The following is a 12,748-nucleotide window of genomic DNA, read 5'->3' on the forward strand; positions in this document are numbered from 1 at the left end:
TTTCTCATTCTTACTAATTAGAAACAAATTTTTATTAATCAAAAAATCTAAACAATGAGAAATTTTAAGTTACAAAAGAAGTTTTTTTTAGCAGTAATGCTAACATTCCTATCTGTTTTAATGTACGGACAAGGTGCCATTCCTTTTACTATTAGTAATAATTCAACTTTCGCCGACAGCGACTTGTATGTAGCGATTGTTGGAATTGATTACACAACTGGAAATCACGTTTGGGTAAATGCCAAAACAAGTCAGGTTTTACCAATGAGTGCCTCTTACAATACCGTTACAGGACCAACTTATGGCGGAAATACCGGACCGGGGCAAAACTCAAAATATGCGGCGTGTTTTACAAAGCTGAGCGAAATTCCGAATAAAACCTTTACACTGCCTTTAATTGCAGGCTGCAGGGTTTTTATTTCTAAAGGTTCGCAGTTGTATTTTTACTTTTTTGGTGCAAATGGCGCTCCGTCAGGATATGCTTCGCCAAATCCGCAGAATGCAACCGATCCGAATCAGGGAATTTTATATGAAATGATCGAATTGACTAACAATCAATATGGTTTCTTCGGAAATCCAACGCGTGTAGATTCATATAAATATCCAATGGGATTAGAATTATTTGGCGCAAACGGTTACCAAAAAAGAGTTGGAGATTTAAAAAAACATGCTGATATCGTTGCGGCTTTTAAAGCCAATGTTCCGGCAGAATTTCAAGGCTGCGTAAACGATGCAACAGGCGAAATTACAGCTCCTTCTAAAACACCAGCTTATGCAACAGGAGGACCATACGAAAACTACTTAAAATCTTATATCGATGCGATTTGGAACAAATACAAAAACGAAGATTTAATATTTTATGCTGGAGATGCCGGAGTTTTTAAAGGAAGAGTTATTGGCGAACAACTTGAAATGGTTGGACAATCTGGAGGTTTTGTTGGCCGTACAGGAAGGGTTCAATACAGACCAAGTACTCAGGAAGCTCTTGAAGGAAAAGGTGTTTTGGACAGAAGGTTGGTCGACGGAGATTTAGATCTTGTGATTCAGGCACAATTAACAGCGGCAATTAACCGACATGTTGTAAATGTTACAACAACAAATCCTGGACAACAAAATTGGTACGATGCATCAAAATATTATCAAGTAAACCCAACAAACCATTATTCTAAATTTTGGCATTTACCAGGAATTAATGTTGATAATCTGGCTTATGGTTTTGCTTATGATGATGTTGCAGATCAGTCACCATCGCTTCATTCTCCACAGCCAACAAAAGTTATTGCTACTTTTGGAGGTTATGCAGGTACCGTTCCTTCAGTGCCGGCTTCGACAGATGTTATTACAGTTTATAAAGATTGTAACTACACAGGTTTCTCTGGCGGATTAACTATTGGAGATTACAATTTAGCTCGTTTAAATACTTTAGGCGTTTTAAATGATGATATTTCGTCACTTAAAATCACTCAGGGTTATCAGGCAATTTTGTATCAAGATGATAATTTTACTGGAGCTTCAACCGTAATTAATTCTGATAATTCTTGTTTAAACACAACTTGGAATGACAAAGTAACTTCTATAAGAGTTATTGCAAACGGAACTACAACTTTAGGAAACCAGACTTTCTTTTTACAAAACAGAAACAGCGGTTTATACATGGATGTTTGGAATTCAAGTATGGCAAATGCTGCGGGAATCAATCAAGGAGCATTGAATTCTGGTAATAACCAAAAATTTGTATTTACGCATTTAGGTGATGGATTATATAAAATCATTGCTAACCATAGCGGACAATCTTTAGATATCAACAATTTCAATAAAGCAAACGGAGCGCGTTTAGAGCAATATCCCTACAATGCAACTACAAATCAACAATTTGTATTGGTTTCAACTGGAGACGGATATTACAAAATTGTTGCAAGACATAGCGGAAGAATTGTTGAAGTTGCCGGAGCAAGTACAGCTTCTGGGGCAATTATTCAGCAATGGGATAACAACAATCAAACTTGCGGACAATGGAAATTAGTTCCAGCGACAAGTTCTCAAACTTCAGTTTTAATTCAGGCAGAAGATTACTCAGCAATGAGCGGCATTCAGGTTGAAGCAACTACGGATACTGGTGGCGGATCAAATGTTGGTTATACAGAAACTGGCGATTGGTTAGCTTATAACAGCATCAATTTTCCAACAACAGGTTCTTATTTAATTGAATACCGAGTGGCAAGTGCAGTAACTGGAGGGAAATTATCTTCTGATTTAAATGCAGGAGCGATTCTTTTAGGAAATGTTGATATTCCAAATACTGGAGGATGGCAAAACTGGCAGACGGTTTCGCAAACGGTAAATGTAAATGCTGGAACCTATAATTTCGGAATTTACATTCAAAATACTGGAATGAACATCAACTGGATTAAAATTACTAAAGTAGGTGCGGGCGCTGCGGCAAAAACTGCTTTAGCAAAAGCTCCAGAAGAAGAAGCTCCAGTGGAAACAGTTTTAAATGTTTATCCAAGCCCGGTTGAAAATACACTTTATGTAACTACAGATCTTTCTGGAGGAAGTGTAAAAATAGTCGATTCGCAAACGGGATCTACTGTTGCATCTCAAAAAATCAATAATAACAGTTTTGATGTTTCGCATTTGAAACAAGGAATCTATTTTATTGTTTTTGAAAAAGATGGCAAACAAACGATCAAACGTTTCATAAAGAAATAGTTTTAAAAACCGGATTTCTGGCTTTAGATTTTTAGATAATAATTAGGTAGTGTTAGTTCTACGAAATTAGATTGCATAGCCAATCAAATCTAAAATCTAAAGTCTGAAATCTAAAATAAAAAAATATAACTCAATAACCGTCCCCAATATTTACGAGTTTATTAATCTATTAAAACAATTATTATGAAAAACAATTACCGAAGAATGTTGCAGAAATGCATGATTATTTTAGTTTTGAGCGTTTTTAATTTAGCTGCAGCTCAGCAGAAAAAAGTTATAGCCTACATTCCAAACTGGATAGATTTGAATGCTTTTTCAAGTACCATTCAGTACAGTAAATTAACGCACATTAATATTGCGTTCGAAAACCCTGATGCTAATGGATATTTAACTTTTAATTCCGGAAGCAATGCTATTATTAATGCTGCGCATGCACAAAATATTAAAGTTTTTGTTTCGCTTGGAGGAGGTTCTGTTTCAGAAGGCGGTGCCATTCGCGACAATTATTTTAATTTAATTACTCCCGCAAACAGAACGGCTTTTATTCAAAAACTCTACGATTATGTTGTGGCGCACAACTTTGATGGAATCGATGTAGATTTAGAAGGTCCGGCAATCAATGGTGATTACGGCGGATTTGTTATTGCCTTGGCGAATAAATTACATGCCAATGGTAAACTGATCTCAGCAGCGCTTTCAGAAGGATATGGTGGTGCAAATGTACCTGCATCTACTTTTGCGGCTTATGACTGGATCAATATCATGGCATACGATGCAACTGGGCCATGGCAGCCAAACAATCCGGGGCAGCATTCTCCATACAGTATGGCTGTTAACCAATTTAATTACTGGACAGGAAGAGGTTTACCGGCAAGCAAAGCCATCATCGGATTACCTTTTTACGGATACGGTTTTGGAGCATCTGCAAATCAGGGAATTTCTTATGCTAATATCGTAGCACAATATCCGGGAGCAGAAAATCAGGATCAGGTTGGAAACACGATTTATTATAACGGAATTCCAACAATCAAAGCAAAAACAACTTTTGCGATTCAAAACGCAGGCGGAGTTATGATTTGGGAATTATCTCAGGATGCAACAGGTTCAAAATCATTGCTTACTGCAATTAATCAAGTAATTACCGGAAGTAATCCTCCTGGAACAGGAACTTTAATTCAGGCTGAAAGTTACAATACAATGAGCGGTGTTCAAACAGAAGCTACTACCGATACTGGCGGAGGATTAAACGTAGGTTATTGCGATACAGGAGACTGGATGGCATATTACAATGTTAATTTCCCAACTTCAGGAAATTATGTTATTGAATATCGAGTGGCAAGTGCTGTTAACGGAGCAAGAATTTCATCTGATTTAAATGCAGGAACAATTCAGCTTGGAGCAGTTAATATTCCAAACACTGGAGGCTGGCAAAATTGGCAAACGGTTTCTCAAACCGTAAATGTAAATGCCGGAACGTATAATTTCGGAATTTATATCCAAGCTTCCGGAGCCAATATTAACTGGTTCAGAATTACGAAATCGGCTTCAGGTTTAGCTGCAAAATCAGCTGCTCCAACTGCAGAAACTCCTACAGACATTGCAAGTGTTAGTATTTACCCAAATCCAACGGAAGATACACTTTTCTTTAGTTCAGAAGTTTCTGGCGCAAATGTAAGTGTTATCAATTCTGAAGGAGGTGCAACGGTTTCATCTCAAACTGTAAACAATAACAGTATCAATGTTGCTAATTTAAAAAGCGGAATTTACCTGATTTCATTGGAAAAAGATGGAATCAAAACAGTAAGACGTTTTATTAAAAAATAAGTTCTTTTAACCGCAAAGTTCGCAAAGAAAAAACGCAAGGATCGCAAAGGCAATAAAACACCTGGCGAACTTTGCGTATCCCGATAGATATCGGGATTGCGCTCTTTGCGGTTAATTTTTTATCAGAATTGTAACCCCCTTTAACCCCCAAATTATATGAAAAATAGTTACAGATTTCGGTTAAGTTTACTCTTGATCCTCTCTTTTGGATATTTTGCCACGGCACAGACGTCTTTAGGATCGAGCAAAACATTTCTGAACAAGATTAAAAATGAATTAGTTACTTCTACTACTGCAAAAGGCACCGAAAAAACAATTCAGCTTCAGGCAGCCAATTCTAAAAGCTTTAGCGGAAAAATAAATTATAAAGAATCAAATGCATCAAGCGAATTTTTGATTGGAGAAATTAAAAATATTGCAGAATCATCTTTTTATATAAAAGTTCAGGATCAATCTCTGGAAGGTCATATTATTTTAAAGAAAACCAAAGAAGCCTACAAATATTACTCTGATGCAAAAGGAAATGCTTTTGTTTCAAAAGTTGATATCAATACTTTGGTATGTATCGATTATAAAAATGTTCCATCCAAAACCAATACAACAGGTAAAACTGCGGCCGCTGCAGAAATTGCTCCGGCATTATTGAATCTGCAAAGTTTGCCAGGTGCTGCAGGCTGCGTTTTATTAGATTTTGATGGCTATTATATGCCGGCAGGAAACCTTTGGAACAACGGTAACGCTATTAACGCTGCGCCTTCAGGAATGAGTGATGCTGCCGTGCAACAGCATTGGGAAGTAGTTGCAGAAGATTATCGTCCGTTTAATTTAAATGTTACCACAAGCGAAGCCGTTTTTAATTCTTATCCAAAAAACAGAAGAATGCGCGTTGTAGTTACGCCAACAAATACTGCTGCTCCGGGCGCGGGAGGTGTGGCGTATATTGGTTCTTTTAACTGGGATAATGATGTTCCTTGCTGGGTATTTATTACTTCTGGAAAATCTGGTGGAGACGCTTCTTCTCACGAAGTTGGACATACTTTTGATCTTGGTCACGACGGACGTACAAATCCTGCGGAAGATTATTTCTTAGGATTAGACGGAACTTCATATGCACCAATTATGGGCGCTGGTTATTACAGACCTGTTGTACAATGGAGTAAAGGAGAATATAATTATGCGAACAATTTTCAAGATGATGTTGCTACAATTGCCAGTTCAAAATTTGGAGTTGGATATCGAGGTGATGATTATGGAAATAATATCGCTTCAGCAGCAAATTTAGATTATAACGGAAGCGGAGCAATCAATCAAAAAGATGGAATTATTTCAAGTGAAGCTGATTATGATTTTTTCACTTTTACAACCGGAGGAGGAAATGTAGTTATTAACGCTAATACCGTTTCGAGAGACGGAAACCTGCATCTTTTAATGAGATTGTATAATTCATCAGGAACAGAAATAGGAACATTTTGGAACTCTGATCCGTTTGCTTTAAATGCTTCTATGAATGCAAATCTGGCAGCAGGAAGATATTACGTAGGTGTTGATGGAACTGGAGCAGGAAATGTTGGAAGTGGCGGTTATTCAGCGTATGGTTCTATCGGAAGTTATTCTATTACAGGAACAATTCCACCAGGAGGAAATATTAGTTCATCTACAGATGTAATTACGGTTTATAAAGATTGTAACTATACAGGTTTCTCTGGCGGATTGACAATTGGAGATTATAACTTAGCGAGTTTAAATTCTTTAGGAGTTTTAAATGATGATATTTCTTCGCTTAAAATTACACAGGGATTTCAGGCGATTTTATACCAAGATGATAATTTTACCGGAGCTTCCACAGTAATTAATTCTGATAATTCGTGTTTGAATGCAACTTGGAACGATAAAGTAAGTTCAATCAGAGTTATTGCAAACGGTGTTACAACTTTAGGCAATCAAACTTTCTTTCTTCAAAATAGGAACAGTGGTTTGTATATGGATGTTTGGAATGCAAGTATGACAAATGGAGCTGGAATTAATCAAGGTACTCTTAATTCAGGAAACAATCAAAAATTTACATTGACTCACTTAGGAGACGGTATGTATAAAATTATAGCCAACCATAGCGGACAGTCTATGGATGTTAATGGTTTTAATAAAGCGAATGGTACACGCGTTGAACAATATCCTTATAACGGAACTACAAATCAACAATTTATTTTAGTTTCAACTGGAGACGGGTTCTATAAAATTGTTGCCCGTCATAGCGGAAGAATTGTTGAGGTTGCAGGAGCAAGTACAGCTACTGGAGCTATTGTACAACAATGGGACAATAATAATCAAACTTGCGGACAATGGAAATTAATTGCAACAACAACTTCTCAGACATCTACTTTAATTCAGGCGGAAGATTACTCGGCAATGAGCGGAATTCAGGTTGAAGCTACAACAGATACTGGCGGAGGTTCAAACGTAGGTTATACCGAAACTGGAGACTGGCTTGCGTATAACAATATTAATTTCCCAACAACAGGTTCTTATTTAATTGAATACAGAGTGGCAAGTGCAGTGACTGGCGGCAGATTATCATCTGATTTAAACGGAGGAACTATTGTTTTAGGAAATGTCGATATACCAAATACTGGAGGCTGGCAAAACTGGCAGACAGTTACACAAACAGTAAACGTAAATGCAGGAACGTATAATTTCGGAATCTATATTCAAAATACGGGAATGAACATCAACTGGATTAGGATTACAAAAGTTGGAGCAGGAGCACCGTCGGCAGTTATAGAAGATGAAATAAAAGATGTTGCATTTAATGTTTATCCAAATCCGGTTTCAGAAACGCTATTTTTTACAAAAGATGTTTCGGAAGGGAATCTTAAAGTAGTAGATTCTCAAACAGGTTCTATAGTTTCATCTCAAAAAATAAATGACAATAGTTTGAACGTTTCGCATTTGAGACAAGGAATTTATTTTGTTGTTTTTGAAAAAGATGGAGAAAAAATAATAAAACGTTTTATAAAAAAATAATCCATTCGCCATAATGGTTTTATATACATTAAATTTTAGGTTTTAATGTAAAGGCTGTCAGGAATGACAGCCTTTTTTTATAATGAAAATTTTACCGCAATCCCGATAGCTATCGGAATCGCATAAATCTTTTTGGACTTCACGTTTAAAAAAAACCTCAATAAAAACATTATCATTCCATAACAATAGGATAAACTCATTTCATCATTAAATTGATAAAATTGCTGCATATTAAAAGTTTAAAGACTTTTAATAAATTCTCTATTTCCCAAAAGCTTAAATCCTATGAATTTAAAATTTACTTCCCCAATAATTATACTCTTTATATTATTCTTCAATCATACAATTTCAGCCCAAAATCAAAAGAATTTAGACGGTGTACAGGTCGCATTTTTATCCGACGTTCACCTTCAGGATTTGTTTGGGACATTTTCAGATAATGATTTTAAAGGAGTTTTGAATACCAAAACAAAAAAATACACGTTAATAAGAACGATGGCCTCGCAGTTGCATTCGACGAGAATTTTCAACGAAAATTATTTTGCCTTCATCGCCGCTCTTGAAGATATTGCAAAAAGAAAAATAAAATATGTTGCACTTCCAGGTGATTACACCGATGACGGACAGCCAATACACGTGCGTGGATTAGAGAAGATTTTAGATCAATATCAGAAAAAATATGGTATTGAGTTTTTTATAACCACTGGAAATCATGATCCGGTTGGACCATTTGCTCAGGAATCGGGTAAAGAAGATTTTTTAGGAAAAGAAGGAAAAAGCCAACCCATTTTTAGCAAAGACGGCATGTATAAGCCAAACATGAATATCGAACAGCCAGTTGTCATAACAGCCGATATTGCTAAAATGGGTTATTTAGGCATAACAGATGATCTAAAAAATTTCGGATTTTATCCTAATAAAAAATATAAATTCTGGTCGACTCCTTTCGCAAATTATACTTCCCAGAATTATGATTTCAAAAAAGCTGAAGAAGCTTCAAAACTTACTAATAGAGTGTATAATGTTGCGTCTGGATTTGAAGTTCCAGATGTAAGCTATGTCGTTGAACCAATCGACGGACTTTGGTTAATGGCAATTGACGGAAATGTTTATATTCCGAAGAAAACCGATGGTGATCCAAAAGATCCTAAAAATTATTCGGAAGCAAGTACAGGTTATAATAATGTGCTTTCAAACAAAAAACATCTTATAAAGTGGGTTCAGGATATTTCGGCGGAAGCCAAACTTCGAGGTAAAACTTTGATTGCTTTCAGTCATTTTCCGATGATTGATTTTAATGATGACGCTTCTACGGAAATTAAAGAATTATTAGGTCCGAATAAATGGCAATTAAACCGAGTTCCTGTTGAAGAAGTAGCGCAGGTTTTTGCCGATGCTGGTTTGAAAATCCATTTCGGCGGCCATATGCATATCAACGACACGGGATTGCGTACGACGGCAAAAGGCAATACTTTGGTAAATATCCAAACGCCTTCACTTGCGGCTTATATTCCGGCTTATAAATTATTGACTATTCAAAAGGATAATCTGGTCGATATTCAGACTATCACGATTGATAATGTTCCGAGGTTTGATGAACTTTTTGATTTGTATAAAATGGAATATCAGTTTTTAAAAAGTCAGAATACCAAGGATATTTGGAATAAAGCTATTTTAGAAACTAAAAATTATCACGAGTTTACCGATTTTCATTTGAAGGAATTAGTTCGTCTTCGTTTTCTTAAGGACGATTGGCCTTCTGCGTTTAAAGATTTTATTCTGAATGTTTCGGCTCAGGATTTATTGGTTTTGGCGAATATAAAATCGGTTCAGGATTTTGATTTTATTCTGAAAAACAAATCTCAATTTCAGAAAGAATGGAATGAAGCAGAAGCAAAATCGGAACAAATTTTAGCTCAAAATAATCTTAAAAAAGAAGATTTTAATTGGACAGGAAATGATCTTTTAATTGATTTTTACCGTTTTAGAAGCGCCGATGAATTGGCTTTAGCCGATGTTGGCTTGGAAAGAGCAAAACAATATAAAGTGTTGTCGAATTTGTTTTTAGAAAATAAAGACGCTTCAAACGATACATCTCTTCAAAAGCAAATAAAATTGTTCCTGATTATTTTCAATAAATTTATGCGTGAAGTTCCTGCAGATCATTTTACGGTTGATTTGAAAAGTGGTGAAATTAACCGCAAAGAACCTTAAGGTTTAGTTTGTTTCAAGTTTCAGGTTTCAAGTCCCAACAGGAACCTGAAACCTGGAACAAATAAAACTTGAAACTATTTTCCATTTACAGGATTCGTTCTCACATAAGTTCCATCATCATATTTAATTTGATAAGGAGAATTGAAGAAAGTACTTGGCAAATAATAATCTGTCGAGATGACTTGAGCTCCTGATTTTTTTGCCACTTCAAAATGTGAATAATCATTTTTTCGTGCTTCTTTCGTATCAGAATCAGCTCTGGTTCTTATGATATAGCCTTTTTTGACCAAATCAGTAATTGATGTATCCTCAGAATTATTTCTAAACATCCAGGCTGCTTCTGGTTTTCCTGGTTCAGCATTAATAAAAACGGCGCGTCCCTTAAGGGACGGATGATTCAATGCGTACAAATCTCTTTTTGCGCCGTTATTATCTAAAAGAAATATAAATTTTCCTTTTGCATTTTTTAGAGTTGGCCAGTTGTTGTTCAAAACGGCTTCTTCAAGTGTTTTGTATTTTCCGCGAACCATATCGGGCGTGATAATTTTATTTCCTAAACCTTTACGAAGTTCTTTGTCTAAAGCATCAAAAAGTTCAGGTGTAAATTTTTCTGCTTTTGTGCCCAAGTAACTATCGTCGTCTTTTGGTTCTAAAGTGATAAAAACCGGAACATGGTCAGGATTTGCATTCGACCATTTTTTTAGTTCTGCAAGACAGCTTTGAAGCGTGTAACATGAAGTTCTAAAATCGATATCAATCATGTGAAAAACTTTAAAACCCGGTTTTTTCATTTCTCCATTTGGATCGTAAGCTTCTTGTGATTTTGCAATATCAAGACCTTTTGGGTGTACAAATTTTCCGCCTTGAGGATCGCCCTGAACATCAATTTCTAAATTGCGTAAACCTTTATTTAATTGATCTGTAAGACTAATGTGTGTGTACTGAAGTCCTTTTAGCGAACGCGAAGTATCTTTTGCCTGAATGGTGTTGTATAAATCAGTTTCAATGGCATGGCGGTAACTGTTGTGCGAACCTATAACTTGTATTTGGTTGATTTTTAAATTGTCGCTTTGTGCGTGACTCAATTGAAAAGCTCCAGCAAATAATACTGTAAACAAAATTTGTTTCATGTTTTTGATGAAATTAGGATTGTGGAATTAAGAGGACGCAGCAACAGAGAATTGCTTTTTTTAGAGATTACTAAAATAAACTTGGTATTTTGTTTTTGTGTTAGCTAAAGTAAAAGAAATAGCAAACCAAATATCATTTTTGCCTAAAAATAGTAGTATTAATAAAACAAATCAATTCAAAATTTAATTTAAAGATAACTTTCAGACAAAAACTATTGATGTCGTATTTCATTATTTTACATCACCAAATACTACCAAAATCCATTATGAAGAATCCTGAAATTTTTGAAAAAACGTATACGCAATACTGGAAAAAGCTCAATGCTTTTTCGTATACGATGACTCAGGATAAAGACTTGGCACAGAATATCGTGCAAGATGTTTTTATTGATTTGTGGGAACGAAAAGACGATTTGAATATTAATGCGATTGAACCTTATTTATTTCGCGCTGTCAAAAATCAGGTTTTCAAACATTATCAAAATAATAGGTTTGACAAGACAATTTTGGAAGATCAGTTTGAAGATTATATAATTGACAATTTTGCTTCGATTGATCCCGAAATAATGGATTTGCTTTATTCTTTATTAGATCAGCTTCCGGAGAAAAGAAAAGAAGTTTTATTAATGTATAAATTTCAGGATATGTCAATCGATCAGATTGCAGATGAACTTGGAATTTCCAAACAAACGGTGAAAAACCAAATTTCATCGGCATTAAAACAATTGCGCGAAGGCTTGAAAGACTTGGCCTGGATGGCGCCTTTAATCATTTTTCATAAAAACTTTTAAGATAACTTTCTGTTGATGTTTTCATAATATTTGCGGATAGTACGATTTCAAGATTCTGGTACTTATAGGTAACAATAAGTATTATGATAAAAAGAATCAAGCATAGTTTAGAATATCTTATCGATAAAAGTTCAAGAAATAAAACTTCAATTGCAGAAGAAAATCTGCTTAATGATTTTGCCTTTAATCAATATCAAAAATCGAAATGGGATGAAGTTTCGATGGGAAATTCTGATGAAGTTTCTCAGGATATCTACAATAATATTCAGTATCGAATAGGAAAAAAGAGAACCTTTAATCCTTATTTAAAATATATAGCAGCTGCCAGTATTCTTTTTCTTGCCGGTTTAGGCTTTTGGCTTAAACCAAAAATTGCTGTCGAAAGGCAATTATCGTTTAAAACGTCATCGATTCCCAAATCTATCCAACTAAGTGACGGCTCGAAAATTTATCTGGCAGCAAACTCATTATTTCAATATCCTGAAAAATTTGAAGGAGATGAAAGAAAAGTTTCTCTTTTAAAAGGAAATGCATTTTTTGAAATCGCTAAAGACAAAAAACATCCTTTTATAATTACTTCGAGAGAAATTAAAACCAGAGTGGTTGGTACATCATTTCACATTCAATTATCAAAATCAAAATGTGAAGTAATTGTAGTAACTGGAAAAGTAAATGTGAGTTCGAAAGGGCAGAGCGTTGATTTGGTTCCGAATGACGAGGCTTTATTCGAATCAAACAAACTGACGAAACAATTGGCAGACAAATCATTTTTAGTGAATTGGTACACAACCGATGTAACACTAAATCAAACCACACTTAAACAAGTCATTACGATTTTACAATATAAATACGGAGTTTCATTTCAGTACGATAATGAACGTGTATTAGCAACGCCGTTAACGGTATTCATAAAAAAAGACGCAACATTAGAGAATGTTTTAGAGCAAATAAATTATATCACAAACCTAAAATTCAAAGTTTATGGCGAAATAGTAAAAGTGGATTAAAACAAAAAAGCAGTTGCTGAGAACAACTGCCTTTGAATAAATTAAGTAT

Annotated in this window: 7 protein-coding genes; 6 read left to right on the forward strand and 1 reads right to left on the reverse strand. The window is 35.2% G+C overall.

Annotation, left to right across the window (positions count from 1 at the left end; translation table 11 throughout):
• The first annotated feature begins 54 nt into the window (after positions 1–54).
• The 4 genes from FN795_RS20065 to FN795_RS20080 all read left to right on the forward strand — a co-directional run bounded on the left by FN795_RS20065 (position 55) and on the right by FN795_RS20080 (position 9,771).
• Positions 55–2,712 carry a beta-1,3-glucanase family protein gene (locus FN795_RS20065; RefSeq protein ID WP_244290013.1) on the forward strand — a complete coding sequence of 886 codons (2,658 nt, stop codon included), beginning with the start codon at positions 55–57 and terminating at the stop codon, positions 2,710–2,712.
• A gap of 183 nt (positions 2,713–2,895) precedes the next feature.
• The gene (locus FN795_RS20070; RefSeq protein WP_142452268.1) at positions 2,896–4,536 is read left to right on the forward strand and encodes a glycosyl hydrolase family 18 protein; all 1,641 of its coding nucleotides are present in this window, start codon (positions 2,896–2,898) and stop codon (positions 4,534–4,536) included.
• Positions 4,537–4,692: 156 nt separating this feature from the next.
• Entirely contained in the window at positions 4,693–7,557 is a 2,865-nt protein-coding gene (locus FN795_RS21595) for a carbohydrate-binding protein (protein ID WP_244290014.1), read from the forward strand.
• A 285-nt stretch (positions 7,558–7,842) separates the two neighbouring features.
• Positions 7,843–9,771 (forward strand): metallophosphoesterase family protein, encoded by a 1,929-nt coding sequence (locus FN795_RS20080; RefSeq protein WP_142452269.1) that lies wholly within the window; start codon positions 7,843–7,845, stop codon positions 9,769–9,771.
• 74 nt (positions 9,772–9,845) lie between these two features.
• Here FN795_RS20080 and FN795_RS20085 read toward each other — a convergent pair whose 3' ends face one another.
• Positions 9,846–10,901: a phosphatidylinositol-specific phospholipase C1-like protein gene (locus FN795_RS20085; RefSeq protein WP_142452270.1), complete on the reverse strand. Its 1,056-nt coding sequence runs from the start codon at positions 10,899–10,901 to the stop codon at positions 9,846–9,848.
• A 266-nt stretch (positions 10,902–11,167) separates the two neighbouring features.
• On the opposite strand from FN795_RS20085, the gene FN795_RS20090 reads away from it, so the two are divergent.
• On the forward strand, positions 11,168–11,692 hold the full coding sequence (locus FN795_RS20090) for an RNA polymerase sigma-70 factor (RefSeq protein WP_035651241.1): 525 nt from the start codon (positions 11,168–11,170) through the stop codon (positions 11,690–11,692).
• A gap of 83 nt (positions 11,693–11,775) precedes the next feature.
• Positions 11,776–12,699, forward strand: a complete 924-nt coding sequence (locus tag FN795_RS20095; protein WP_142452271.1) for a FecR family protein — start codon at positions 11,776–11,778, stop codon at positions 12,697–12,699.
• The last annotated feature ends 49 nt before the right edge of the window (positions 12,700–12,748 follow it).

The sequence above is a fragment of the Flavobacterium resistens genome, assembly GCF_900182645.1.
Classification (GTDB): Bacteria; Bacteroidota; Bacteroidia; order Flavobacteriales; family Flavobacteriaceae; genus Flavobacterium; species Flavobacterium resistens.

Bases quoted from the DNA above. Each gene is read 5' to 3' on its own strand.
- FN795_RS20065 (WP_244290013.1), top strand. From the start codon at position 55: ATGAGAAATTTTAAGTTACAAAAGAAGTTTTTTTTAGCAGTAATGCTA.
- FN795_RS20070 (WP_142452268.1), top strand. From the start codon at position 2,896: ATGAAAAACAATTACCGAAGAATGTTGCAGAAATGCATGATTATTTTA.
- FN795_RS21595 (WP_244290014.1), top strand. From the start codon at position 4,693: ATGAAAAATAGTTACAGATTTCGGTTAAGTTTACTCTTGATCCTCTCT.
- FN795_RS20080 (WP_142452269.1), top strand. From the start codon at position 7,843: ATGAATTTAAAATTTACTTCCCCAATAATTATACTCTTTATATTATTC.
- FN795_RS20085 (WP_142452270.1), bottom strand. From the start codon at position 10,901: ATGAAACAAATTTTGTTTACAGTATTATTTGCTGGAGCTTTTCAATTG.
- FN795_RS20090 (WP_035651241.1), top strand. From the start codon at position 11,168: ATGAAGAATCCTGAAATTTTTGAAAAAACGTATACGCAATACTGGAAA.
- FN795_RS20095 (WP_142452271.1), top strand. From the start codon at position 11,776: ATGATAAAAAGAATCAAGCATAGTTTAGAATATCTTATCGATAAAAGT.